22 protein-coding genes and 1 pseudogene are annotated in these 26,421 nt (G+C 61.7%); 18 read left to right on the plus strand and 5 right to left on the minus strand.

Going from position 1 to position 26,421, the window contains the following annotated elements; genetic code table 11:
• Positions 1-60 precede the first annotated feature (60 nt).
• Positions 61-1,188, plus strand: coding sequence for a molecular chaperone DnaJ (dnaJ, locus tag BM173_RS13850; RefSeq protein ID WP_090483059.1), 1,128 nt, complete (start codon positions 61-63; stop codon positions 1,186-1,188).
• Here the strand turns inward: dnaJ and BM173_RS13855 are convergent.
• Complete coding sequence (locus BM173_RS13855) at positions 1,185-3,500, minus strand: patatin-like protein (RefSeq protein ID WP_090483060.1); 2,316 nt, start codon at positions 3,498-3,500, stop codon at positions 1,185-1,187. The two genes, dnaJ and BM173_RS13855, sit on opposite strands and share 4 nt — an antisense overlap.
• A gap of 72 nt (positions 3,501-3,572) precedes the next feature.
• Here BM173_RS13855 and radA point away from each other — a divergent pair, with 72 nt between their 5' ends.
• The 9 genes from radA to BM173_RS13900 all read left to right on the plus strand — a co-directional run bounded on the left by radA (position 3,573) and on the right by BM173_RS13900 (position 13,733).
• Positions 3,573-4,940: a DNA repair protein RadA gene (radA, locus tag BM173_RS13860; RefSeq protein ID WP_090483061.1), complete on the plus strand. Its 1,368-nt coding sequence runs from the start codon at positions 3,573-3,575 to the stop codon at positions 4,938-4,940.
• Positions 4,941-4,954: 14 nt separating this feature from the next.
• Positions 4,955-5,494 carry a CvpA family protein gene (locus tag BM173_RS13865; RefSeq protein WP_090483062.1) on the plus strand — a complete coding sequence of 180 codons (540 nt, stop codon included), beginning with the start codon at positions 4,955-4,957 and terminating at the stop codon, positions 5,492-5,494.
• Complete coding sequence (locus BM173_RS13870; protein WP_090483063.1) at positions 5,491-5,919, plus strand: iron-sulfur cluster assembly scaffold protein; 429 nt, start codon at positions 5,491-5,493, stop codon at positions 5,917-5,919. Before BM173_RS13865 ends, BM173_RS13870 begins: the two co-directional genes overlap by 4 nt.
• Before the next feature lie 58 nt (positions 5,920-5,977).
• Positions 5,978-7,579, plus strand: coding sequence for an MFS transporter (locus BM173_RS13875; protein ID WP_090483064.1), 1,602 nt, complete (start codon positions 5,978-5,980; stop codon positions 7,577-7,579).
• Positions 7,572-8,615 (plus strand): alanine racemase, encoded by a 1,044-nt coding sequence (gene alr, locus BM173_RS13880; RefSeq protein ID WP_090483065.1) that lies wholly within the window; start codon positions 7,572-7,574, stop codon positions 8,613-8,615. Before BM173_RS13875 ends, alr begins: the two co-directional genes overlap by 8 nt.
• Before the next feature lie 67 nt (positions 8,616-8,682).
• A complete protein-coding gene (phaR, locus tag BM173_RS13885; RefSeq protein ID WP_090483066.1) occupies positions 8,683-9,240 on the plus strand; it encodes a polyhydroxyalkanoate synthesis repressor PhaR in 558 nt (185 codons plus the stop codon).
• Positions 9,241-9,284: 44 nt separating this feature from the next.
• A complete protein-coding gene (proS, locus tag BM173_RS13890; protein WP_090483067.1) occupies positions 9,285-10,826 on the plus strand; it encodes a proline--tRNA ligase in 1,542 nt (513 codons plus the stop codon).
• A gap of 42 nt (positions 10,827-10,868) precedes the next feature.
• Positions 10,869-13,166 carry a ribonuclease R gene (gene rnr / locus BM173_RS13895; RefSeq protein WP_090483068.1) on the plus strand — a complete coding sequence of 766 codons (2,298 nt, stop codon included), beginning with the start codon at positions 10,869-10,871 and terminating at the stop codon, positions 13,164-13,166.
• Between the two features lie 51 nt (positions 13,167-13,217).
• Entirely contained in the window at positions 13,218-13,733 is a 516-nt protein-coding gene (locus tag BM173_RS13900) for a peroxiredoxin-like family protein (RefSeq protein WP_090483069.1), read from the plus strand.
• A 3-nt stretch (positions 13,734-13,736) separates the two neighbouring features.
• Here the strand turns inward: BM173_RS13900 and BM173_RS13905 are convergent, their stop codons facing one another.
• Positions 13,737-14,189, minus strand: a complete 453-nt coding sequence (locus BM173_RS13905; RefSeq protein WP_090483070.1) for a universal stress protein — start codon at positions 14,187-14,189, stop codon at positions 13,737-13,739.
• Between the two features lie 130 nt (positions 14,190-14,319).
• Between BM173_RS13905 and BM173_RS13910 the strand changes: the two genes are divergently transcribed.
• The 8 genes and pseudogenes from BM173_RS13910 (at position 14,320) to BM173_RS13950 (ending at position 21,895) form a co-directional block, all read left to right on the plus strand.
• Entirely contained in the window at positions 14,320-15,627 is a 1,308-nt protein-coding gene (locus tag BM173_RS13910; RefSeq protein ID WP_090483071.1) for a pyruvate dehydrogenase complex dihydrolipoamide acetyltransferase, read from the plus strand.
• A complete protein-coding gene (locus tag BM173_RS13915) occupies positions 15,624-15,893 on the plus strand; it encodes a hypothetical protein (RefSeq protein WP_090483072.1) in 270 nt (89 codons plus the stop codon). Before BM173_RS13910 ends, BM173_RS13915 begins: the two co-directional genes overlap by 4 nt.
• 191 nt (positions 15,894-16,084) lie before the next feature.
• Positions 16,085-16,528 (plus strand): hypothetical protein, encoded by a 444-nt coding sequence (locus BM173_RS13920; RefSeq protein WP_090483073.1) that lies wholly within the window; start codon positions 16,085-16,087, stop codon positions 16,526-16,528.
• A 38-nt stretch (positions 16,529-16,566) separates the two neighbouring features.
• Complete coding sequence (locus BM173_RS13925) at positions 16,567-16,908, plus strand: acyl-CoA thioesterase (RefSeq protein ID WP_090483074.1); 342 nt, start codon at positions 16,567-16,569, stop codon at positions 16,906-16,908.
• A 166-nt stretch (positions 16,909-17,074) separates the two neighbouring features.
• Complete coding sequence (gene lpdA, locus BM173_RS13930; protein WP_090483075.1) at positions 17,075-18,487, plus strand: dihydrolipoyl dehydrogenase; 1,413 nt, start codon at positions 17,075-17,077, stop codon at positions 18,485-18,487.
• A 191-nt stretch (positions 18,488-18,678) separates the two neighbouring features.
• Positions 18,679-19,740 (plus strand): annotated as a pseudogene (locus BM173_RS13940) (acyltransferase family protein).
• 48 nt (positions 19,741-19,788) lie between these two features.
• Positions 19,789-21,645: a cation:proton antiporter domain-containing protein gene (locus BM173_RS13945; protein WP_090483078.1), complete on the plus strand. Its 1,857-nt coding sequence runs from the start codon at positions 19,789-19,791 to the stop codon at positions 21,643-21,645.
• 64 nt (positions 21,646-21,709) lie between these two features.
• The gene (locus BM173_RS13950) at positions 21,710-21,895 is read left to right on the plus strand and encodes a hypothetical protein (protein ID WP_090483079.1); all 186 of its coding nucleotides are present in this window, start codon (positions 21,710-21,712) and stop codon (positions 21,893-21,895) included.
• An 8-nt stretch (positions 21,896-21,903) separates the two neighbouring features.
• Here the strand turns inward: BM173_RS13950 and BM173_RS13955 are convergent, their stop codons facing one another.
• The 3 genes from BM173_RS13955 to BM173_RS14640 form a co-directional block, all read right to left on the minus strand.
• Positions 21,904-23,220 (minus strand): HlyD family type I secretion periplasmic adaptor subunit, encoded by a 1,317-nt coding sequence (locus BM173_RS13955; RefSeq protein WP_090483080.1) that lies wholly within the window; start codon positions 23,218-23,220, stop codon positions 21,904-21,906.
• On the minus strand, positions 23,217-24,947 hold the full coding sequence (locus BM173_RS13960) for a type I secretion system permease/ATPase (protein ID WP_245755906.1): 1,731 nt from the start codon (positions 24,945-24,947) through the stop codon (positions 23,217-23,219). The genes BM173_RS13955 and BM173_RS13960 overlap by 4 nt, the downstream gene beginning before the upstream one ends.
• Positions 24,948-25,023: 76 nt before the next feature.
• Positions 25,024-26,421: hypothetical protein (locus BM173_RS14640; RefSeq protein WP_218152655.1), on the minus strand; the 1,398-nt coding region annotated here is incomplete at its 5' end.

Raw genomic sequence — 26,421 nt, forward strand, 5'->3', positions numbered from 1 at the left:
CGACCGCCATCGGTGCGAAATGCGCCGGTGGCGGTTGGATTTTCAGCAGGCGGGATCATCATGTCAGCTACTGAAATCGACTTTTACGAATTGCTCGGCGTCAGCCGGGACGCGGATGGCGCGACGATCAAGTCCGCCTATCGCAAGCTCGCGATGAAGCATCATCCGGATCGCAATCCCGGGTGCACGGAGAGCGAAAACACATTCAAGGCGGTCAGCGCCGCCTATGAATGCCTCAAGGACCCTCAGAAGCGCGCGGCCTACGATCGCTTCGGCCACGAGGCCTTCACGCAGGGAATGCAGGGCGGGGGCGGCCACGGCCACCCGGGTGCCGACTTCGGCGATATCGGCGATATTTTCGAGACAATCTTCGGCAGCGCCTTCGGTGGCGGCGGCCGTGCACAGCCGCGTCGCGGGGCGGACCTGCGCTACGACATGGAAGTCACTCTGGAAGAGGCTTTCGAAGGCAAATCGACCGAGATCGAAATCGAAGTCAGCCGCTCGTGCGAAACCTGTCACGGCAGCGGCGCGACGCCGGGCACCCAGAAGCGGACCTGCAACTTGTGCTCCGGCCAGGGCAAGGTGCGTGCGAAGCAGGGCTTCTTCGTCGTTGAGCGACCCTGTCCCAATTGCCACGGCGATGGCGAGATTATCACCAGCCCCTGCAGGGACTGCCGCGGCGAAGGCCAGGTCGACGTTCCGCAGAAGATCGAAATCGACATCCCGCCGGGCGTCGATACCGGCACGCGCATCCGCTTGTCGGGCAAGGGCGAAGCCGGACCGCGCGGTGCGGCACCGGGCGATCTCTACATCTTCGTCCATGTAAAACAGCATCCGATCTTCGTGCGCGAAGGAACGACGCTGGCGACACGTGTGCCGATCAGCTTCACCAAGGCTGCTCTTGGCGGTTCGATCGATATCCCCGGCCTTGATGGCGAGGAAATCACCCTCGAGATCCCCGCTGGTATCCAGTCCGGCAGGCAGCTGCGTCAGCGCGGCGCGGGGATGCCCATTCTCCAGGGTCGCGGTCGCGGAGACATGGTAGTGGAAATCGCCGTCGAAACCCCGACCAAGTTGAGCAAGCAACAGCGCGAAATCCTAGAGCAATTCCGCGATACGGAGACTGGTGACGAATGCCCCGAAAGCCGGGGTTTCTTCAACAAGATCAAGGATGTGTTCGGCGGTTAGACCAACCGCTCGAGGACTTCGGACTTTATCTGATCGAGGAGGCCGCGGGCACATCGCCCTGCGGCCTCTTCTTCGTCCAAGATGGCAAGAAACGCCTTCTTCTTGAAACTCCTGACGACCAATTCGCCCGGAGCATGGTCTACAGTGGAACAGACCAGATCGATCATCCGCTCCGCCCCATGCAGGCGCCCCCACAGGTAATCGTTCTCGCGATAGGACCTGCTGAAGAACGCACCGAAATTATAGAACTCGATGCCTCGAAGGGTTGCACGGGTCCCTCCTTCGCGGATGCTGCGCGCGTCGTCGGGACTGATGCGGTCTACCTTGACCGGATCGAATTCTGTGAAGCCTTCATTTCGCAGCAGCGGCAAGGTGGCGACGTCGTAAAACGGGAAACCGAGGTAGGCGAACAGCATCCGCCGTTTCAGATTGGCCGGCATCGCCTGTAGCGCCTCCGCCAACATCTCCTCCGCCTTGTCGTCGGTATCGATCAGCAAGCGCTTGCTTTCGATCATATCGAGCACGGTGCCTGGATCGCCGAGCACACTCTGTGCGACATCGTGAAACTCCTCTCCCAGCGAGGCGAGGCCTTCTTTCTCGAAATAGAGTGAGAGGATGGAATAGATCGCATCCCGGCCGTGTTCGAGAGCATCGTCGGAAATCTCCGGATCGGCTTCCCAATCGCGCGCCAGCCTGCGGGCGAGCAGCCGCAAACGCCTGATGCGAAAACCGATATCGTGTTCGCGGAAGAAGCCGATCGCTTCGCTGGTCGCCCCGCCATTTCCGCTCGACAGCGTCGTGAGCCCGCGGCGCCGCAATTCCTCGCGCAAGACTTCTTCGACCGCGAGATGGTCGGGCAGGTGAAGCGAGGGCGCCGCGTCATACGCAAGCTTCGCCAATCGAGAGACGATACCGCTGAGCTTGGCCTGCGCGTAGGAATGGAAGGCGTATCCCGCCTGCTCCGCCGCAGCCTGCTGCGCTTTCTGGCGCCAGGCCTTCAGGCGCTTGGGCGTCGGCCTGTCGAGGAACAGCGTTCGCCCGAACAGCCGTTCAACGGTGGCGTCGACTTCGGGCCGCAGCGCAGCGACGATCCGCTGCAATCGCTCCGCCTCGCGGCTCTGTTCGTCCAATTGTTCGAGGTTGTCCCGGATGGGCTGTTCGCGCGGGATAGTCGAAAGCGAACCGAATATGGCCGAAAAGAACCCCACGTCGCGCGAAGCACGCTCGTCGCGCGAACCGAACCTGTCGGGCCGTGGGTCGACGTACACGAACCGGCGGTCGACCTCGCGCTGGGCGGGCCTGCCGCGCAGGGCGGCCATGGCTCCGCCGAAAGGCTTGTTCACCAGCACCGAACCGTCGATCAGCGAAACCGTATCGGTATCGCCGCGCATCACGTGGATGGGCATGATGGTGTCGAGAAATTCCTCGCGGCTAGCCCAATCGCGGCCACTGTCCTTTGCCAGCCGGTCGATCTCTTCAACCTTGAGGGGCGGGAAGGCGCCCGGAAAGCTCGCCGTAGCCCGCGCGGCAAAGACCAGCTCCAGCGGATTGGCGAGATCGCTTCCTCCCGTCCCCGGCACCCTGCTGCGCATCGAGATGGGCAGGCGGTGTTCGGTGTCCTCGACGACAGGCGGACTGTTGAGGCGAAGGAGCTCCAGATAGCCGTGAAAATCGGTCGTCGTGACAAACAGGTCGAGCGGATGACCGGGAGGCAGCAAGGGAGCCTCGACCGGCGCATCTGCCATGGCGCTGAAGGCGCGCTCGAGCAGTTTCGAGAAGCCGAGTCCGGAGAAGGGGGGCTCGAACCACCTCCCGCGGATCAGGTGCGATACCTTGCGCCTTACTTCCGCCCGCGTTTCCGGAGCGACTTCTTCCGCAATTTCGGTGCCCGGACGGCTCAGGATGAAAGTCGCCAGCGGCTGCGCCCAGAACTTGCCTCCGCGCCATCGCAGGCGGGCGTCGGGATCGGTCAGTTCATCGACATCGGCCACCTCCAGCCAGAGGTCGGTCAGGGGTTCCAGGCTTTGCCCGGAATGGATCGCCTGTGCGAGGAAGACGGCGTTGATCCCGCCCGCGCTCGCGCCGCTCATGATGTCGGGAATGATTCGCAGGCGGAGTTCGTGATCCTCCTCGATCGCGGCCAGCATCTCGCGATAGACCGCATCCACACCGGAGGAAGAGGGAGCACCCGAATGGTAATCGCGACTGGCCCGCGCAAGGTGCCACAATTCGCGTGTGACCCCGTGCATATAGACCGCTAGGCTGACCCCGCCGTAGCAGACAAGCGCGATCCGTAGTTCTTTTTGCCGCATCGCCTAGGCTTGTGCACACTCCACGGCGCATTGGCAATTGCGTTCCGCAAATGTTCCGTCTAGCCAACGCCTATGGCCAAACCGAAGAAACGCTATGTCTGTCAGGCTTGTGGCGGTGTTTCGCACCGCTGGCAGGGGCAGTGCGCTGACTGCGCGGAATGGAACACGCTGGTGGAAGATGCGCCGGCTACGGTGTTCTCGCTGAAGCACGACCTCTCCAGCGGGGGCAGGGCCGTCGAATTCGTGGACCTCGACAAGCCGGGCGAAATGCCGGTGCGGCAAAAGACCGGTCTGGCCGAATTCGACCGTGCACTCGGGGGAGGCCTCGTTCCGGGCAGCGCGATCCTGATGGGTGGCGATCCCGGTATCGGGAAGTCGACACTGCTTTTGCAGGCCGCGGCCAAGGTGGCGCGGGAAGGGCACGGCGTCGTCTATGTCAGCGGCGAGGAAGCGGCAGGCCAGGTAAGGATGCGCGCGGCGCGTCTCGGCCTCTCGGATGCGCCGGTCAAACTCGCGGCGGCGACCGGTGTGCGCGACATTCTGACCACGCTCGGCACGATGGAGCCGCCAAAGTTCCTCGTGATCGATTCCATCCAGACCATGCACTCCGACACCATCGAGGGCGCGCCGGGAACAGTCAGCCAGGTTCGCGGCTGTGCCTTCGAATTGATCCGTTATGCCAAGGAAAACGGTGTGGCACTGGTGCTGGTCGGCCATGTGACCAAGGACGGTAACATCGCGGGTCCGCGCGTGCTCGAACACATGGTCGATGTGGTCATGAGCTTCGAAGGCGAGCGCAGCCACCAGTATCGCATCCTGCGTGCGCTCAAGAACCGGTTCGGCGCAGTCGACGAGATCGGCGTGTTCGCCATGGCGGGGGAAGGGCTGGAAGAGGTCGAGAACCCTTCGATGCTGTTCCTTTCCGGCCGCGACCAGCAAATGGCCGGAAGCGCGGTTTTCCCTGCGATGGAAGGTACGCGGCCCGTGCTCGTGGAAATCCAGGCGCTGATCGTGCGATTGCAGTCGGGTGCAACGCCTCGCCGTGCCGTGGTGGGTTGGGACAATGGTCGCCTCGCCATGCTGCTGGCAGTGCTGGAATCGCGCTGCGGGCTAAATTTCAGCTCCGCCGAAGTCTATCTCAACGTGGCAGGGGGTTATCGCCTGTCGGATCCCGCCGCAGACCTTGCTGTCGCAGCAGCCTTGGTGAGCGCGCTTGCGGACAAGCCCTTGCCTGACCGCAGCGTGTGGCTCGGCGAAATAAGCCTTTCGGGCGAAGTCCGTCCCGTCGCTCATGGCGGTATCCGGATGCGCGAAGCGGCCAAGCTCGGTTTCAAGGCCGGTTTCGGTCCAGCCGATGAAAAGACCGCTTCGTCAGACTTGGATTACAAGGGTTTGGGACAACTCGCCAACCTCGTTGACCGTGTCATGGCGACAGAATAAACCTCCCGCCGTCTATGACGGGATTTGACTACATCGTTCTGCTTATCGTCGGGCTTGCAGCCATCGGCGGTTTTTCGCGTGGTTTCATGCAGGAAGTCCTGTCGCTGGCGGCCTGGGTACTCGCCGCGTTCGCGATACGCTTCCTCCACACGCCGCTCACGCTGGCGATGCAGGAAGTCCTCGGTACGGGCATTGCGGTCGCAGTCCTCGCCTTCGCCTTGCTGCTCCTCATACCCTATGCCGCGATGAAGGTCATTGCGAACAATGTCGGGGAAGGGTCGCGCAATTCCATCCTCGGTCCGATCGATCGCGTCCTTGGCTTCGGTTTCGGGGCGATCAAGGGTTTCGTGATCGTAGTGATCGCCTTCTCCCTGCTCGTACTGGGCTACGACAGCGTATGGGATTACCGCGGCAGGCCGGCGTGGATCACGACGGCGGCGACGTACGAGTTCGTGGACGGCGGTTCGCGGACCATGGTGGAAGTACTGGCCGAACGCCGCGCCCGCCTGCTGGGCGAGGAACAGGCCGCAGAAGAAGCGGCTGAAGAAGAGTGAGCCGCCCGCCGGGAGGCGCGCTCTATTCGCCTGCATTCCTGTCGCTTGCAGTCGAGCTATCCCGATATCCCTTCGATGAGGATGCGCTGCATCAGGGTCAGGCTGTTTCGCGCACCTGCGGCAGTTCGATCCGCATCTCGTTCGAAGAGGGCTTCGGGTCAGTCGGCCTCCAAGTGACCGCCTGTGCGGTCGGGCAGGCCGCGGCCGCGATTTTCGCCCGTCACCGCAAGGGCAAGGACCCTGCCGACATGATGTCTATGCCGGATGCGATAGGACACTGGCTGGAAGGCACCTCCGACATGCCCCAATGGCCAGACCTTGAACTGCTCGAGCCTGCACTCGCCTATCCGGGGCGTCATGGGGCCATTCTCCTGCCGTGGAGAGCGGCGGTCGATGCGCTAGGCAAGGCAGGCGGCACTCGCTAAACCTCCGCGTATAACAGGACAATTGGGGAGTAGGGCATTGTCTTCAGGCGAAGAGATCATGCAGCGGGAGCCGAGCGAGAAGGAAATCCGGCTCGTCATCGCGGCCAGCAGTGCGGGCACGATCTTCGAATGGTACGATTTCTTCATCTACGGAACGCTGGCGGGCCTGATCGGAGCGGCGTTTTTCCCGAGCGATAACGAGACCCTGCAGGTCCTCCTCGTATGGGCCGGTTTCGCAGTCGGTTTCGGCTTCCGTCCCTTGGGGGCAATCCTGTTCGGCTTTCTCGGCGACAGGTTGGGGCGCAAATATACTTTCCTGGTGACCGTCACCCTCATGGGGATAGCGACGGCGGGCGTGGGCCTGATCCCCAGCGCCGCGAGCATCGGCCTTGCCGCACCGATCATCGTGATCTGCTTACGCATTTTGCAGGGCCTTGCCCTTGGCGGGGAATACGGCGGCGCGGCGATCTACGTGGCAGAGCACGCTCCGCCCGAGAAGCGCGGCTTCTATACCAGCTTCATCCAGGCCAGCGTGGTTGGCGGCTTCGTACTCTCGATCATTGTCGTCATAGCCTGTCGCGCACTGATCCCCGCGGACGATTTCGCCGCCTGGGGTTGGCGCATCCCGTTCCTGTTGTCGATCGTCCTGCTCGGCATATCGCTGTGGATGCGGCTCAAGCTGTCGGAGAGCCCGGTGTTCCAGGCGATGAAGGTGGCCGGAGAAACCTCGGCCAATCCGTTCAAGGAAAGCCTGACCTATCCGGGCAATCCCAAGCGCATTTTCGTGGCGCTGTTCGGGATCACGGGCATCCTGACGACGATCTGGTACACCGCCTTCTTCTCTGGCCTCTCGTTCCTGCGCGGCCCGATGCGCGTGGAAGAGGGCATCGTGGAATGGATGCTGCTGATTGCGGGCACCATTTCGATGAGCTTCTATGTCATCGTCGGGAAGTGGTCCGACAGGGTGGGGCGCAAGAAGCCGATCATCATCGGCGCTATCGCATCGCTTGTCCTGCTGTTCCCGATCTTCTGGGGCATGGGCGCGCTTGCCAATCCCGGCCTCAACCAGAGCGCTGCGGCTGCACCCGTGACCGTCAGCGGGGCGGCGTGCGAATATGATCCTTTTGCGGAAGTCCAGACCAGCGCCTGTGGCCGCGTCCTGCAGGACCTGACCGCACTCGGCGTACCTTACGCCATCGACGGCGCCTCTTCGGCGACGACGGTTTCGGTCGGTGGAACAGCCAACGACTACGGAGCGCTCGCCGATACGGATCGCCGCGCGTCGATCCAGGGCTGGCTCGAAGGCGCGGGTTACAGTTTCGAGCGCCAGACGCCGCCGCTCACGAGCATCCTCGGGATCATCGGGCTGCTGCTGGTTTGCGGGATGCTGTCGGCGCTGACCTATGGCTCTGTAGCGGCGCTGCTGTGCGAGATGTTCCCGGCGCGCATCCGCTATTCCTCGATGTCGATCCCCTATCACATCGGCGCAGGCTACCTCGGCGGGTTCCTCCCGCTGATCGCGGGATACATCGTCGCCATGACGGGTAACGTCTATTCGGGCCTGTGGTACACCATCGCGATTGTCGCTTTCGGTCTGGTCGTCGCCTGGTGGGGCATTCCCGATGGACCGCCGAAGGATTTCGAAGACGCGCATGGTTGAAGCACCTCCGCCGACGCTCAGGCTCGATATAGACCGCGAGGCGTTGGCACATAACTGGCGCAAGCTCGACAGGCTTAGCGGCGCGGCTCGTGCCGGCGCTGCGGTAAAGGCCGATTGCTACGGGCTTGGCGTGGAGAATTGCGTTCCGGCGCTGTTCGAGGCCGGCTGCCGCGATTTCTTCGTCGCTCACTGGAGCGAGGTGGCACCGCTCTTGCCCATGATCCCGGCGGAACAGATCGCGGTCCTGCATGGCCCGCTGACGCTGGAAGAGGCCTCCTATGCGAGGCAGGCCGGCGTGCGCCCAGTCATCGATAGCCTCCGACAAGCGAAGCTGTGGACCGAAAGCGGAGGCGGTCCCTGCCACCTGATGGTGGATACCGGGATCAACCGGCTTGGCATAAGTGTATCGGAAGTTCCGGAACCTGCTGTGCAGTCTCTCGAGGTGGAAGTCCTCCTGAGCCACCTGGCCTGCGCCGACGAAGACAGTCCCATGAACGCGCGACAGCTGGCCGATTTCCGGGCGATTGCATCCTCCATCGACCACACGGCACTAAGTCTTGCCAACAGCGCCGGAATAGCCCTCGGATCGGACTTTCACTTCGATCTCACACGGCCTGGCCTTTCGCTTTATGGCGGCGTCCCGCGCGAGGAACTGGCGGATCATATCCGGCAGGTCGCATACCCCAAGGCAGTGATCATCCAGACGCGGAACGTTAAGGCGGGCGAGGTTGTCGGTTACAACGCAACCTTCACCGCACCTTCCGAAATGCGCATCGGTGTCCTATCCCTCGGCTATGCAGACGGCATCCTTCGCGCATGGCGCGGGGCGAGCTTCCGCCATGGCGATCTGGCGCTGCCCATCCTTGGTAAAGTGTCGATGGACATGATCGTCATCGACCTCTCCAACGCACCCGAGCTGGGCGAGGGTGACTGGGTCGAACTGCCCTATCACCTGCCCGATGCTGCGCGGCAAACCTCTGTTTCGCAATATGAATTGCTTACCGTTTTGGGCCAGCGTTTCGAACGTTCGGCCTAACGTGTTGCGCTGCACATTGTGCGCCTGCTAAGCATGGCTGCAACGCACAATAGGGAAGAGGCAATTCATGGCGAAACGCACCGCAGAGGGCGAACCCATCATCATCAAGAAGTACGCTAACCGGCGGCTCTACAATACCGACACCAGCAGCTACATCACGCTGGATGATCTGGCGAAGATGGTACGCGAGAATGTCGACTTCCAGGTGGTCGACGCGAAGAGCGGTGACGACATCACGCATACGATCCTCACCCAGATCATCGTCGAGGAAGAAAGCCAGGGCGGCCAGCAGATGCTCCCCGTCAGTTTCCTGCGCGACCTGATCTCCATGTACGGCAATTCCATGCAGGCGATGATGCCGAGCTATCTCGAAGCCAGCATGGCGAATTTCCGCAAGAACCGCGAACAGATCCAGGCCGCCTTTGCCAAGGGTATCGAAGCCAACCCGCTGGCCAAGATGGCCGAGGCCAATTTCAAGATGATGCAGAACGCCGCCGAGGCCTTCATTCCGGGATCGCTCAAGACGGGCTCCAGATCCGCCAAGCCCGACCAGTCTGCAGAGCTTGCCCAGATGCGTACCCAGATGGCTGAAATGCAGAAGAAGCTGGACGAACTGAGCAAATAATTGCATCGGCCCGCGCCGAAACCCACCAGATACAGGAATTACCCGTGGCCCAGATCCGCCATGCCTTGAACACCACGCGCGCCGACGATTTCGCAGCCTGGTATCAGGACGTCATCTCCTCCGCCGAAATGGCCGAGGAATCGGGCGTTCGCGGCTGCATGGTAATCCGTCCGTGGGGCTACGGCATCTGGGAGCGCATGCAGCGCCTGCTCGACGACCGGATCAAGGCGACGGGCCATTCCAACGCCTATTTTCCCATCTTCATCCCGCTTTCGAATTTCGAGCGCGAGGCGGAACATGTCGAAGGTTTCGCCAAGGAAATGGCGGTCGTCACACACCATCGCCTGATCGCTGGCAAGGACGGCGGTCTCGTGCCCGATCCCGAAGCCAAGCTCGAAGAGCCGCTGGTGGTCCGCCCGACTTCGGAAACGATCATCGGCGATGCCATGGCGCGCTGGGTGCAGAGCTGGCGCGATTTGCCGCTGAAGCTCAACCAGTGGGCCAATGTGGTGCGCTGGGAAATGCGCACCCGAATGTTCCTGCGGACCAGCGAATTTCTCTGGCAGGAAGGCCATACCGCCCATGCCGACGAGGCAGAGGCGAAAGACCACACGCTCACTATGCTCGAAGTCTATCGCGCCTTTGCGGACGAGGATCTGGCGCTGGCCGTGATCCCGGGCGAGAAGCCGGAGAACGAGCGTTTTCCCGGTGCGGTCGAGACCTGGTCGATCGAAGCCATGATGCAGGACGGCAAGGCGCTGCAGGCCGGTACCAGTCACTACCTTGGCACGAACTTCGCCGAGGCCAGCGGCATCAAGTACCAGAACAAGGATGGCGGCGAGAGCTTGTGTCACACCACAAGCTGGGGCGTTTCGACGCGCATGGTCGGCGGTGTCATCATGACGCATGGTGACGATGACGGCCTGCGCCTGCCCCCGAAGATCGCTCCGCAGCAGGTCGTGATCCTACCCATGCTGCGCGACAAGCCCGACGACGAGGCGCTGATCGACTATTGCGAGGCTCTGCGCGCCACGCTCGCATCGCAGCACGTCTTGGGTGAGCCGCTGCGCGTGCTCCTCGATACGCGCCCGGGCAAGGCTGCCGCCAAGCGCTGGGACTATGTGCGCAAGGGTGCGCCGATCATCATCGAGGTCGGCGGCCGCGACATGGAGAACGGCGTCGTCAGCCTGCTTCGCCGCGACAGGTTGTGGAACGAGGAAAACGGCAAGCCCGCATTCCAGACCCCCACGCGCGAGATTGCCGGCCAGACAGTGCCCGACATCCTAGCCGATATGCAGTCCAGCCTGCTGACCGAAGCGCAGGAACGCCGCGAGGCGAATATCACCCGCGGTGTCACCGATTTTGCCGAGGTCGAGAAGTTCTTCTCCGCCGCGCGCTATCCGGGATGGGTCGAGGTCCAGTGGTCCAAACCGACCGGAGCCGAACTGGAAGAAGTGGTCGAGCGGCTGAAGGCGTTGAAGCTCACCATGCGCAACGTGCCGATCGGCGCGGCCCCGGTGGACGGCGAGTGCATCTTCACCGGCAAACCGGCCACCGAACGGGTCCTGCTCGCCAAGGCATACTGACGCCCCGTGACATGGGGACCATGCGTCCCCATATGGCGTCTCATGAAAAAACATAATCGAACCGGGCGGCCACAGGGTCTCCCGAGCAAAGAACAGATACTCGAATTCGTCCAGGGGTCGCCGACCCCCGCCGGCAAACGCGAAATCGCGAAGGCGTTCGGCCTGAAGGGCCAGGAAAAGATCGCGCTGAAAAAGCGCCTCAAGGACATGGCCGAAGAAGGCCTGATCGACGGCAAGCGCACCGCCTATCATCGCATGGGCGGCGTACCGAAGGTAACGGTGCTGAAGGTCCTCGAAATCGAGGACGGCGAACCGATTGCCGTGCCCGAAAACTGGGACCCTGACAGCAAGGAAAAGGCCCCGCGCCTTACGGTCAAGGAGAGCAAGAAGGTTGCCGCCCTCAAGCGCGGCGATCGCTTCCTTGCGCGAACCGAAGAAAAGCCCCGCGGGTGGATAGCCCATCCGATGAAGAAGCTGCCCGCGCGCACCGAAGGTCTGATGGGCGTCGTCGAGATCGACGGTGGCGGGAAGGCATGGCTCGCGCCGGTGGACAAGCGCGTGCGCAATTCCTCTCCGATCTCGGACCTTGGCGGGGCGGAAGAGGGCGATCTCGTGCTGGCGGAAAAGGCCGGCAAGTCTGCACGCTCTGCGGTCAAGGTCGTCGAAGTGATCGGGGACCCGCTCGCACCCAAGAGTTTCAGCCTGATTGCCATCGCCAAGCATGGCATCCCGCACATCTTCCCTGAAGAGGCGCTGGAGGAAGCGCAGCAGGTGGCGCAGCTTCCCTTGAGTGAGGACAAGCGCGAAGACCTGCGGAACGTCCCCATCATCGCCATCGACCCCGCCGATGCGCGCGACCATGACGATGCCATCTGGGCCGAACCCGACGGGAAGGGCGGCTATCGCGCCATCGTCGCCATTGCAGACGTAAGCTTTTACGTGCGGCCGGGCGGTGCGCTCGACCGCGAGGCGCGGAAGCGCGGCAATTCGGTCTATTTCCCCGACCGCGTCGTGCCGATGCTGCCGGAAATTCTCAGCGCCAATGTATGCTCCCTCGTCGAGGGCGAGGACCGGGCGGCAATGGCCTGCCACATCTCTATTTCGCCCGAAGGCAAGGTGACCGACTGGCGCTTTACCCGCGCCATCGTGAGGCTTGCCTCGAACACGGCCTATGAGGACGCGCAGAAGGCCATCGACGATGGCAGCGCGGACGATACGCTCAAGCATCTCTGGGGTGCGTGGGAGTTACTGCACAAGGCACGCGAGGCCCGCGATCCGCTGGACCTCGAACTGCCTGAGCGACAGGTCCGGCTCAATGACGAGGGGGTGATCGAGGAAATTGCCGTGCGCGAACGCCTCGACGCGCACCGCGTGGTGGAAGATTTCATGATCGCTGCCAATGTCGCGGCGGCCAAGGCGCTGGAAGCAAAGAAGGCCCCGGTCGTCTATCGCGTCCACGAAACGCCGAGCCGCGAAAAGCTCGTCGCATTCAAGGAATATCTCGCCACGCAGGGCCGCAATTTCGCGCTCGGACAGGTCATCACGCCCGGCCTTTTCAACCGGATGCTGAAGGACATCGGCGATCCGGCGGAAAAGGCGCTGATCATGGAAGCGGTGCTTCGCAGCCAGACGCAGGCCTATTACGGTCCGGCCAATGCCGGGCATTTTGGCCTTGCGCTCGGCAGCTATGCGCACTTTACCTCGCCCATTCGCCGCTATGCCGACCTTCTGGTCCACCGCGCGCTGGTCGATGCCTACCACCTCGAACAGCCCAAGCCGAAGGGCGACATCCCGCCTGCCTCGGGTCTGTCGGACCGTGACAAGACGGCGCTCAGCCAGATCACCGATGCCATCAGCCAGACTGAGCGCCGCGCGATGGAGGCAGAGCGCGACACGATTGACCGCTATGTCGCCGCATGGCTTTCTGGCCGGGTCGGGGAGACTTTCGAAACGCGGATCACCGGTGTGCAGGGTTTCGGCTTCTTCGCCACCATCGAAAACCTCGGGGGTGACGGACTGGTCCCCGTTTCAACGCTGGGCCGCGAATATTTCCGCTATGACGAGGCTGCTCGCCAGCTCGTCGGCGAAAACAGCGGCAAGACCTATGCCGTGGGTGACCGGCTCAAGCTCAAGCTGGCGGAATCTAATCCGCTGACAGGTGCGATGAAATTCGAGGTGCCCGAAAGCGACGGCTCACCCATCGAAAAGCGCGGGGACCGCCCGCCGCCGCGCAAGAAGAAGCCGCTGGCGAAAGGCAAGGGTGCCCCGCGCCAGAAGCACCAGACCGGCCAGCGCGGACGCCCGAAGAACATCCGGCACCAGGGTAGGAAGAAGAAGTAACGGAACGGGGGCCGGGGTACGTCCATTGATCCGGCAAAGGAGATTGCCAGAATGCTCGTACCCGGCCAGCCCGTTCCAGACCTCGACCTGCCCCTGACCATCGATGCGCGTTTCGAGCTGTCGAAACAGTCGCCCGACAGCTTCACCATGCTCGTCTTTTATCGCGGCAAGCACTGCCCGATCTGCAAGAAATACCTCACCGAACTTGGGTCAAAGCTGGGCAAGTTCACCGACAAGGGCATCAATGTCTTTGCCGTGTCGATGGATAGCCCCGAGCGCGCGCACGTCAGCCATGAGGAATGGGAAACCGGAGACCTTCCGCTCGCCCATTCGCTGAGCGAGGAGAAGGCGCGCGAGTACGGCCTCTACATTTCGGAAAAGCGCGAAGGCAGCGAAGAACCCGAACGCTTTAGCGAACCGGGCCTCTTCCTCGCTAAACCCGACGGGACCTTGCACTTCGCCGTGATCCAGAACGCGCCGTTTACGCGTCCGGACCTCGACGACCTGCTGAGCGGCCTGACCTTCACGCTGGAGAACGATTACCCGACGCGCGGCACGCTGACCTGATCCTCAGGCCAGTGCGTCCAGCTGCTCGCGCGTGAGTTTACCCGGCACAATATAGAGCGGGCAGGGCAGCTCGCTGGCGCGGGCCGAGAAGTGTTGAACCAGAGGGTCCTTCCCACCATCGCTCGTAGTGCCCAGTACGAGGGCCGCGATCTCTCCATGGTCTTCCAGATAGGTCTTGATCACGTCGGCAGGCGAGCCCGGGCGGACTGCGATCACGGGCATCTTGCCCATTTCGCCGAAGATGTTGCCGGCCGCGCTGTTGGCGAGCACTTCGGCACGCTCTCGCGCCTCCTGCTCGATCGTCGCCTGTACGCCGCCGAAAGCGTTGAACGTTTGCTGCGGCACCAGCGCCAGTATGTGCACCGAGCCATTCGTCTTCATCGCGCGCAGCGAGGCAAACCGCAGCGCCTGCTTCGATTCTTCCGTTTCGTCCATGACGACCAGGTAAGTACGCATGACCCGTTCCCCTCTTCTGGACGCAGGCCTATCCGGTAATTCGTATTCTGCGCAAGGACCTTGCGGCGGCGGCGCATTTTGGCCAGAGGTCCCAGCAACAGTATTTCCAGCGAGGACGTAACGTCAGCACATGCCCACGCCGATCAAGATGCCCGCCCTTTCCCCGACCATGGAAGAAGGCACGCTCGCCAAATGGCTGGTGAAGCCGGGAGACAAGGTCGAAGCCGGCGACATCATGGCGGAAATCGAAACCGACAAGGCGACGATGGAGTTCGAAGCCGTGGACGAAGGCACCATCGCCTCGATCGCGGTTGAGGAAGGCACGGAAGGCGTGAAGGTCGGCACCGTTATCGCCATGCTCGCCGAAGAGGGCGAGGATCTGGACGAGGCGGCAGCAGCTGCTCCCGCCGATGGCGAGGACAAGCCCGATGAAGGCAAGGCCGAGGAAGCGCGCGAGGAAAAGGTCGAGCAGGAAGAGAAGCGCACCGAAGCGCCCGCTCCGGCTGCCGCACCCGCGCCTGCGGCCAAGACGTCTGATGATGGCGGCCGCATCAAGGCATCGCCGCTCGCGCGCCGGATTGCAGAGGACAAGGGGCTGGACCTGTCGACCATCACGGGCTCCGGACCCAATGGCCGCATCGTGAAGGCCGACGTCGAGGATGCGAAGCCCGGTGCGGCGCCTGCCAAGGCTGCCGTCGCTCCCACGTCCGCTCCGGCCAAGCCGGCGACACAGGGCGGCGATCTCGACGCGCCTTACGAAGCGCAGAAGCTCAACAATGTCCGCAAGGTCATTGCCCGTCGCCTGACCGAGGCGAAGCAGACCATCCCGCACATCTATCTCACCGTGGACGTGCGGCTCGACGCGCTGCTCAAGCTGCGCAGCGAGCTCAACAAGAGCCTGGAAGCGGATGGCATCAAGCTGTCGGTGAACGACCTGCTCATCAAGGCGCAGGCCCGCGCGCTGCAGCGCGTGCCGCTGTGCAATGTCAGCTTCCAGGGCGACGAGCTCTACCAATACACGCGCGAGGATATCTCGGTTGCCGTGGCCGCGCCTTCGGGTCTCATCACGCCGATCATCCGCGATGCGGGCCGCAAGGGCCTCGCCCAGATCAGCACCGAGATGAAGGAGCTTGCGGGCAAGGCGCGCGACGGCAAGTTGCAACCGCATGAATTCCAGGGCGGCACCGCCTCGCTCTCCAACCTCGGCATGTTCGGCACGAAGCAGTTCGACGCGGTGATCAACCCGCCGCAGGCGATGATCCTCGCGGTCGGCGCTGGCGAGCAGCGTCCGCACGTCATCAATGGCGCACTGGGTGTCGCCACCGTGATGAGTGCCACCGGCAGCTTCGACCACCGCGCCATCGACGGCGCAGACGGCGCGCAGTTCATGCAGGCCTTCCAGCAGCTGGTCGAGAACCCGATGGGGCTGGTGGTTTGAAACTTACCGTTGCCAAGATTGCTTGGATCGCGAGGGGGCTGCTAGCTTTCTACATTCTTTATGTGTCGGCTCTGTTTGCAGTAGCTATCGGTGGCGGCCTGATGTGGGGCAGCGGCATGTCTCCCCTCGCGGCAAGCAGTTTGGCGTGGTCTTATGCAGCACTTAGCGTCGCAGCAGTCGGCTACGTGTTCTTTGGCTCGAAAGACTGGCTTAGGTGGGTTTTGTTGTTGCTTCCCCTCGCGCCGATTCTGGTAGCTCGTGCCTGACCGCTCCCCCCTCATTCACGGCACGGCCATGCCTGCCGACACCAACCCATATGGGAAGTGTTCAACGAGTGGCACATGAGCGAGAAGACCCTTGCTGCACAACTTAAATCCCGTGGGACACAAAACCAGGCTCGCAAAGTTCGTTAGAAAGAGGGCAACCACACCGCCCGGCTGAATTGAGGAGAGAAACTATGATCCGCACAGCATTCGCCATTCCGGCGCTCGCGCTGGCACTCGCAGCCTGCTCGCAGGAAGCCGAAGAAGTACCCGCCGACGGCGAAGTCGCTACCGCGCCTGCTGACGCGACCATCGCTGCCCGCCCGGTCATGTATGGCGGTGAAGCGAACATGGATGCGTGCGGATCCGCAGGAACCGTGGGCTCGCTCGATGCGCTGGAAGGCCAAGTCCTTACCGTGCACTCCGCACCTTATGCCGCTGCCGAAGAAACCGACCTGCTCCAGCCGGGACAACTCGTCTCGATCTGCGAGAATGAGGGTGACTGGGTCGGCGTTGTATATTCCAAGAATGCAGCCGATTGCGGCACCGGTACGCCGGTTGCGGATCGCCGCGCCTATGATGGCCAGTGCCAGTCGGGCTGGATCGACGGCTCCTACCTCACCAACCAGGCGGGTTGATCCGCTTGGCACGTGAACCCCTAATCCGCGTCACGGCCATGCCTGCCGACACCAACCCTTACGGGGGTGTTTTCGGCGGGTGGCTGATGAGCCAGATGGCGCTAGGAGCAGGCTCGCTTGCAAGCCGCGAGGGGCAGGGCAAAGCGGTGGTCGTTTCGGCCACCGACTTCGCCTTTCCCGGCGCGATGCAAGTGGGTGACGAATTGTCGGTCTATTGCGAGATTTCGACCACCGGCAATACCTCACTCACCATCACAGCCGAGGCCATCGCCCGCGAGCGCAACGGGGTTGCCGAAACCAGGGTGGCGCAAGGTACGTTCAAATTCGTGCTGCTCGATGAAAACGACCGTCCGCGCGCCGTGGCGGAGCGGTGGGCATGACACCTGTCCTACCGCGTCCGTTCGGCGTTAGGATGCCTGCATGAGCGCGCCGATGACCCTCACGAATACCTATTTTACTTCCCCTGACGCGTCCTTCGCGGTTTTTACTGCCAGGACCGTGTTCCATGTGTTCCACTCTGTCGGACAGACCGAAGGCTAAATCCAAATGGCTACCCAATACGATGTCATCGTTCTCGGCTCCGGACCCGGCGGCTATGTCGCAGCGATCCGCTGCGCGCAGCTGGGCCTGAAGACCGCCATCGTCGAACGCGAGTTGTTGGGGGGCATCTGTCTCAACTGGGGGTGCATTCCGACCAAGGCGCTGCTGCGCAGTGCCGAGATCCTGCACTATGCTCAGCACGCGAGCGACTATGGGCTCAAGATCGCGGGCAAGATCGAAGCGGACCTCGAGGCGGTGGTGCAGCGCAGCCGCGGCGTCGCCAAGCAGCTGAACCAGGGCGTCACGCACCTGATGAAGAAGAACAAGATCACGGTGCACATGGGCGAGGGGCAACTGACCGGCCCGACCAGCCTCACCGTGAAAGGGGAAAAGGGCGAAGAGAAGCTCACCGCCAAGCACGTCATCGTCGCCACCGGCGCACGTGCCCGCGACCTGCCGTTCGCCAAGGCCGACGGCAAGCGCGTGTGGACCTATCGCCACGCGATGACCCCGCCGGAAATGCCCAAGAAGCTGCTCGTGATCGGATCGGGCGCGATCGGGATCGAATTCGCCAGCTTCTACAACGACATGGGCTGCGATGTGACCGTGGTCGAAATGCTCGACCGGATCGTGCCGGTGGAAGATAAGGACGTGTCTGCGTTCCTCGAGAAGAGCCTGACCAAGCAGGGTATGACGATCATGACCGGTGCCGGCGTCGAAGACCTCAAGGTGTCCGAAAAGGGCGTGAAAGCCAAGATCAAGGACAGCAAGGGCAAGGTTTCGGAAACCGAGTTTACCCACTGCATCACCGCAATCGGCATCGTGCCGAATACGGAGAACATCGGGCTCGAGAAGCTGGCCGAAATGGACCGTGGCTTCATCCAGATCGACGATTATGGTCGCACGAAATCGAAGGGCCTGTGGGCAATCGGCGACTGCACTCCCGGCCCCTGGCTGGCGCACAAGGCGAGCCACGAAGGCGTTACGACGGCCGAAGCGATTGCCAAGGAACTGGGCAACAAGGACGTCCACCCGCACCCGCTCGACCGCAACAACATCCCGGGCTGCACCTATTGCCACCCGCAGATCGCCAGCGTCGGCCTGACCGAGGCGAAAGCCAAGGAAGCGGGCTATTCGGTGAAGGCGGGCACCTTCCCCTTCATCGGCAACGGCAAGGCGATCGCGCTGGGCGAAGCGGAAGGCTTTGTGAAGACCGTCTTCGATGCGAAAACCGGCGAACTGCTCGGCGCGCATATGGTCGGCGCCGAAGTCACCGAGATGATCCAGGGCTTCGTCGTCGGCAAGACGCTGGAGACGACAGAGGCGGAATTGATGAACACCGTCTTCCCGCATCCGACCATCAGCGAAAGCATGCATGAAAGCGTATTGGCAAGCTATGGACGGGCCTTGCACATCTGAACACTGTTATTGGGACGTTGGTTGGCCTTGTTCTATGGCAGGACTTGTCTAAGGCACGCATCCTTCAATAACGCGAAACCAGAGTTTTCATGTCAGATGTGACCCCTTCCGGCGCCTTCGGACGCTTCCGATCCTGGCTAGGGGAACCGGCACCTGAGTTGCAGGCCGACGTAGCGAACACGAAACGCTAGATCCCGAGCCTCGACGGGATGCGGGCAATCAGCGTGCTGATCGTGATGTTCTCGCATTTCGTGACGAACATGATCCCGGGCGGATTTGGCGTCTACGTGTTCTTCGTCATCAGCGGCTTCCTGATCGCACGCCAGTTCTTCGTCGAACACGAAGCCACGTCGTCCATCGGCATGAAGAACTTCTATCTCAGGCGCTTCTACCGGCTCTATCCGGTAGCCCTCGTCTTCACTGCCACGGTGGTCGGGCTGTTCCTGCTCTAGGGTAAAGCGGTGGACTGGTGGCAACCCGCATCGGCCCTGTTCTATTTCTCGAACTACTACTTTGCGAGCTACATCGATCCTTCCAAGGAAGTCATGCCGCTCGTGATCTTCTGGTCGTTGAGCGTCGAAGAACACTTCTACCTCCTGTTCCCGGCGGCGTTCGTGCTCGCCAGCGGAGCGCCGAGGAAACTGGGCTTCGTGGTCGTGGGAGTGATCGTCGCGTCGCTGCTGCTACGATTGTTTACAGCGTCACAGAATCCCGAATTTATCGGAAGCTACTACTTCTATTACCGGACCGAATTCCGGATGGACTCCATCGCATACGGTGTCGCAATCGCCGTCCTCTGCGCGAGCGAGCGGGGTCGTGATCTTCTCGTCCGTTTGGCAAGGCCGGCCACGCTCTTCGTGGCGGGAGCGATCGTTCTGTTCTGCCTGCTGTACCGCGATCCGTTTTTCCGCGAAACACTGCGCTATTCCCTCCTGGGTATCGCGATCGCGATGGCGCTCGTCAGCGTATTGTTTTCAGACAGGCTGGGCTGGCTCCAGCGCCTGCTCAACACGCGCCTGCCGGTCTATATCGGGAAGCTCAGCTATTCGCTTTATCTCTGGCATTTCCTGATGCTGAATCTGACCGGGCCTCTTGTTGACGACCTTCCTCGCCCTGCATTGATCGTCCTGAATTTTGCGCTCAGCTTCCTGTTTTCGGCGGCCTCCTACCACTGGCTGGAAGTCCCCTTCCTCAATCTCAGGAAACGGTTGCATTCGGGTCGCAAGACAAGCCCGCCTGCGCGTGTTAGGTGAGTAGGAACTCGGCGGTCCACAGGGGATCATAATGGAGGCTAAGCCGAAGTGACGTCGTTCCTTATCCTCGCCTTCCTGATCCTCGCTGCGGGGGTGGTCGCCGTTCCTCTGGCGACACGTTTCGGACTGGGCTCGGTGCTCGGGTACCTTCTTGCAGGCATGGCAATCAGTCCACTGCTCGCGGCGGGGAATGTGGACGTCGAGGCGCTGCAGGTCTTTGCCGAATTCGGGGTCGTGATGATGCTTTTCATCATCGGCCTGGAGATGGAGCCGCAACGGCTTTGGGCAATGCGGGGAAAGCTCCTCGGCCTTGGCGGCGGGCAAGTACTCCTGACGACGCTCGCGCTCATGGGGATTGCCCTGCTTGACGGTAATTCATGGCAGACGGCGCTCGCGATCGGCATGGTCCTGGCACTCTCGTCCACCGCGATCATCGTCCAGACGCTGACCGAGAAGAACCTCATGAAGAGCGAGGGCGGGGAGGCGAGTTTCTCCGTCCTCCTCGTGCAGGATGTCGCGGTAATCCCGATCCTCGCTTTGTTGCCTCTTCTCGCGATGCCCGAACTCTATGGTGCAGGAGCAGCGCACGGCGGGGAGGGCGGTCACGGAGGCATCGATCTTACGGCGTCGATGCCAGTATGGCTCGCGGCGCTTTGCAGACTTGCGGCGGTGGCCGTGGTCATCGGTATCGGGATTTTCGCTGTCCGTCCGCTGTTCCGCTACATCGCGGCCGCCAATTTGCGCGAGCTCTTCACCGCTGCCGCATTGGGTGTGGTGATCGGGATCGCCCTGCTGATGTCGCTTGTGGGCCTGTCTCCCGCCCTTGGCGCATTCGTCGCGGGTGTCGTCCTCGCGACCAGCGAGTACCGCCACGAACTCGAAAGCGACATAAACCCCTTCAAAGGACTGCTCCTCGGGCTGTTCTTCATTACCGTGGGGGCCGGGATCGACTTCGTCCTGGCCAGCCAGATGTGGCAGTCGGTGCTGTTCTGGGCGGCCGTGACAATCGCGGCGAAGTTCGCGGTGTTGTTCGCCGTAGGGTGGTTCTACGGGTTGAGAAGACAAGCCCTGTGGCTGTTCGCCCTCAGCCTTCCCCAAGCTGGCGAGTTTGCCTTCGTTCTGATCTCTTTCGCCGTCGCCAATGCGGTATTCGGCCAGGCCCAGGCAGACCTGCTGCTGCTGGTCGTGGCGCTCACCATGCTAGTCACACCGCTCCTGTTCATCTTCTACGACAAGGGTGTCGCGAAGTTCTATTGCAAGGGTCAGGAACGTGAGCCCGACGCGATCGACGAGGAGAACCCCGTCATCATTGCAGGGCGCGGCCGCGTAGGAGGAATCGTCGATCGCATGCTGCAGCTTGCGGGCTATTCGACCACCGTGATCGACTACGACAGCGCCCAACTGGAGATCGTACGTAAATTCGGGTTTCGCACATATTTCGGGGATGCCACCCGCCCGGACCTGCTTGTGTCGGCGGGTATCGAAAATGCGAAGCTGCTCGTTGTTGCGCTGGATGAGAGGGAGCAGATCGACAAACTCGTGAAGCACGTCCTCCAAAACTACCCGGAGGTTCACATCACCGCCCGGGCGATCGACCGCAATCACGTATACGATCTTTGGGCGTTCGGTTGCCGGGACATCATTCGCGAAACTTATGATTCAAGCCTCAGGATCGGCCGCTCGGCATACGAGGCGCTCGGGATGAGCCGGGACCAGGCCCAGGCCGCTACCGATGCGTTCGAGAAGAACGACCGCGCCGCCATGCCCGAAGTTGCCAGCCTCTACCGCGTCGGTGTTCCGTTCCACGAGAACGAGGAACTCATGGCCCGCGTCCGCGAGTTGCGCGAAGAGTGGGACCCGATCCTGCGTGAGCAAATGGACGAAATCCTGAACCGGGAAAAATAAGCGTATCGCTCCGTAGGAACCGTGCGCTGGCAAGCTTCGTTCCTTGGAGAAAGGAGCTTCCAAAATGGAATACGAAATCGACGACGATCCGCAGGATGCCTCGACAGATAACGACGAAGGTGCCTCGCGCGACGGTGGTATAATCGAAGACCATATCGCCCTCAAAAACCAGTCGAGCGTCTCTCCCGAGGATTATCCGCAGGATGAGCGGCAGGCCCAGTCTCTGGTGAGGCCAAAGAGACGCGACTGATCGAACAGCTATTCGCGGAACGCCCGTTCCTTGAGCCATGTGATCGGAGTGAAGAGGTAAGACAGGATCGAGCGTTCTTCGCCTAGCAGGCTGACGTTCGCTACCATTCCTGGGCCGATCTCCAACGGGTTTCCATCCTGGTCTTTGAGAACGTCGGTTGTCTGCACCTCGACCGTATAGAAGCTCTCTCCGGTGTCTTCGTTCACGACCGCGTCTGGCGAAATCGAAGTGACGGTTCCCGCCATCTTGCCGAAGATTGCAGGGTTGTAGGCTGTAATCTCCACGAAGGCGTTCTGCGACAAACCCACGTTCGCGATATCCTGCGGCCGCACCATCGCTTCGACATAAAGCGCATCGTCGGTCGGGACGATCTCCACGATCGGTTCGCCAGATGCCACCGTACCACCGACTGTCGTGACGAATACGCGATTGACCAAGCCGCTCATCGGTGCACGGATGACCGTGCGGTCGACCCGGTCCTCGAGACCGGGCAGCGTCATCTGCTGCACGGAAAGGTCAGCCTGCGCCTGGGAGAGTTCCATCCCTGCCCGACTCCGCCAATCGCTCACTTGCTGGGCGAGGGCAGCCTGCGCTTCGGCAATGCTCGACTGAGCGCGAGCGAGGGACGCTTCAGCTGCGGAGACTTCACTCGCGGCCACCTGCGCTGCGTTTTCGGCCTGGATCAGCTCGATTTGCGGAACGATCTTTTGCTCTGCCAACGGCCTCAGCATCGTGAGCTCGCGTTCCGCAGTAACGAGATTAGAGCGTCGCGCGGTCAGGATCGACTGGGCTTCCGCGACGGACCTGCGGGCCTGGACAATGCGCGCTTCACCAGCTGACCGCAAACTGCTCAGTTCGGCTGATCGAGCGCTGTGAAGCGACCTTTCGATGGCAATTTGGTCAGAGGGTAGGGACCCATAGTCAGGAGCGCCGCCACTGACTTCGGCGCGAAGGCGGGCAATGCGGGCTTCGAGCGCGCTTACACCTGCTTCCGAACTGTCGAGGGCCGAGCCTGTGATAGCGGGGTTGAGACGCACCAGGATTTGACCGCGCCGGACTTCCTTGCCTGCCGTCACCATGATTTCCTGGACGACGCCGCCTTCCAGGTTGGAGACAACCTGCAATTTCGAACTCGGGACTACCCGCCCAGCAGCGCGGACTGTTCGCTCCACAGTGGTGAATGCCGCCCAGATCACCGCAAGCACGGTAAACGCGGCAATCGACCACAGGATGATGTTCGAGGATTTTCTGGCCTTTATTTCCTGGGCTTCGAATTCGCCATCTTCGCCAAGGAGCTGGCTCGTGATTTTTGAGAAAGCGTTCATCGTGCTGCTATCCTCGTTACCTTGCGCGTAATGTCTTCAGGCGTGCCATCCATCGCTACCCGTCCACGCGACATCAGGATGACCCTGTCCACGAGCGCGAGAAGGGAAGGGCGATGGGTGATCAGTACAAGGGTCCTTCCCGCAAATTCCTTGCGCAGATTGTTGATGAGCTTGGCTTCCGTCTCCGTATCGACTGCCGATGTCGGCTCGTCGAAAACGAGGATGGGTGGCTGACCGACCAGGGCACGCGCCATCGCAATGGACTGCCTTTGCCCGCCCGACAGACCGGATCCCCGGTCGGCGAGCTTCAGATCATACCCGTTCGGCATCCGCGAAATGAAGTCGTGCGCCATGCTGATCTTCGCCGCGCGGATCATTTCCTCGTCATCGGCATCCGGTCGGCCAAGCATGATATTTTCCCGAATGCTGCCGGTCAGGAGGGCATTGTCCTGGAGTAGGGCGCCAGCCTTCGCGCGGAGGGATTTGGGTGTCAGCTGCCGAATGTCGGTGCCATCAATCATCACGAGACCGCTGGTCGGCGGATACAGCCCGATCATCAGCCGGGCGATGGTTGACTTGCCCGAACCGATCGGCCCGATAAGCGCCACGTTTTCGCCGGCCTTGATGCGGAAGTTAACTCCGCTAAGCGCCAGCTCGGCCGCACCAGGATAGCGGAAATCGACGTCGCGGAACTCGATTGCACCTTCGAGGATGTTAGGCGCGAGGCCCAGGCCTTCGGGACCTTCGGCAGGCATCTCCATCATCGTATTGATGCGCCGGTAGGCCGTGCGCGCGGCATGGATCCTGGTCAGCAGGGTGGCAATCGCTCCAAGCGGTGCGACAGCGCGGCCAGCCAGGATAGAACAAGCGATCAGACCGCCCATCGTCAGGTTCTGTTCGGCAATCGCGAAGACGCCGAAAATGACCATGCCTGTGTAAGCCATGGTCTGCGCGCTACCGGCAATCGTTGTCGCAAGGTTTGCAGTCAGGCGCTGGCGCAGGGAGACGTTGGCGTGCCCCTTCATCGCTTCTTCCCAGCGATGGCTGAGCATATCGCCGGCGTTCGAAGATTTGACCGTCTCGAGGCTTCCGATCGTCTCGACAAGGACGGCCTGTTTTCCGAGCGCCTCGTCCAGCGATTGCGACGACAGACGGCGCATTGCCGGCTGCGTGGCGATGGCAGACAGGATCACCAGCGGGATCATCACGATCGGCACCAGGACGAGCCAGCCACCGACCATCGCGATTACGGCAAGCGTGATGATCGTGAAGGGTACGTCGACGAGTGCAGTTATCGTGGCCGACGCAAAGAAGTCTCTTAGGGTCTCGATCTCCCTGACAAGGCCGGCCAACCCGCCGGTGGTGTGCCGGCTCAGGTCCAGCCTCAATGCCAGAATACGCTCGAAGATCGCCTTGCCGATATCGCGATCGACCCGGGCCCCTGCGATATCGACGAAATAGGCGCGTAGGAGTTTGAGTACGAAATCGAAAATGAGCACGATGCCAAGGCCAACAGCGAGGCCGATCAGCGATTCAGTGGCATTATTGGGGACAATGCGGTCGTACACCGTCATCGTGAACAGCGCGGTGACGAGCGCAAAACAATTGATCAGGAAAGCCGCGACGAGGACTCTCATGTAGAGTGGTCGGCTCTTCTTCAACGGCTCCGAAAGCCAAGGTGCCATGCGCGTCTTGGTGTCGTATTCCTCGTGTTCCAAATCAGCCAATTGCCTTTACCTCCCCCCGGAATAGGCTTGGCACCGCCGTCTCGTCCGACAGCGGTGCCGAGCTGGTCATGTTGCGTCACGCGATAGCGATATATTGGGTATCCGCGATATCGAGTGCGCCATCGCCGATGATGCCGGCGTTGAGCGATGTCTCGTAGACAGTGTTCTCAAGCTCGCTACGGAACGTCGTGCTGCTCGTGTCTTCGAACATTCCTTCCGACAGTGCATCGGCCAGGGCGTTCTGGAATGCCAGGCTGTCCGCATCGCCTGCCACGAACACACCGTTGACGGTTCCGCCCTCGTTATATTCGGCCAGAGCATTGTGGATTTCCCCGCCCGAATGATCGAGGCCATCGGGGCTTTTCCAATCGCTGCTGTTGGTCTTGATACGGCCAGTCGGAGCGAAGGTGTCGAACGTCTCGTCGAGACCGCCCTTGTCAGCGCCGGCATAGGTTTGCAGCCAGTCGATCGCATCGTCGAGATAGTGCTTGGCGGTGTTTTCCGAGCCATCGCCGATGTCGTTTCCGGAAAGGAAATTGAGCCAGGTTGCAACGGTATCGCGGCCGAGTTTGAAGACAACGTCGTTGCCCTTCTTGCTCGAGGCGTTGACCACTTCCTGGGCATCCTCCAGCGAGATGAAGAGAGTGTCTTCACCCGCTCCGGTCAGGCCATCGCCGTCATAGTCGCCGATCAGCAGGCCGACTTCGTCATCGCCATCGATCACGCCGTCATTGTTGCTGTCGACAGCATACAGAAGATCCTGGTTGCCATCGGTGCCGGGATCCCCATCCGGGAAGTCCGGACCGTCATGCGCCTGGTTATCCGCAATGCCGTCCCAGAAGGTGCCGCCATTGTTCGGGTTCTGCCAGAAGCCTGGCGTCCGCACGCCCGGTGCCGGATCGTTGAGACCAAAGTAGTGCGCTGCATCGCTGTCCGATACGCCCTGGTCGGTCGAGACGGTGACAGTATTGATGTGCTGTCCAGCCTCGAACGGCATGGTGTAGTAGACGCTGAGGCTCTCGCCAGGTGCCAATGCTTCTGAATCGAGCACTCCGTCGACGGATCCATCGGCGCCGTCGACCGTCGCCCAATCTTCTCCTGCATCGCGGAACCCATCGCCGTCGAGATCCACCCAGGCATCAATGGCGGGATCGGTGTAATCCAGCTCTCCTGCGAAGACCGAACCCGCCGGCGAGCTCAGGATATCGCTGAAGTCGAAGCCCGTCAGGGTGACGTTGCCATCGTTCGCAACCGTGACCAGGAAGTAGATCGGGTTGTTGGCCGAAGTAGCCTGCGGCCCCGTCGGACTGTCATGGTCGTCCAGTAGCGGATCGAACACGTTGTCATTGATTGAGACATACTTTTCGACGTTAATCGAAGGATCGCACACGATGCCTGTGTTGACGGTGGAGGGTCCTGCGGAGACCTGTTCTTGCCCGAACATGGCCGTGACGCTGGCGGTGTTGGTGATCTG

It is taken from the genome of Qipengyuania nanhaisediminis (assembly GCF_900115585.1).
In the GTDB taxonomy this organism is placed as follows: domain Bacteria; phylum Pseudomonadota; class Alphaproteobacteria; order Sphingomonadales; family Sphingomonadaceae; genus Qipengyuania; species Qipengyuania nanhaisediminis.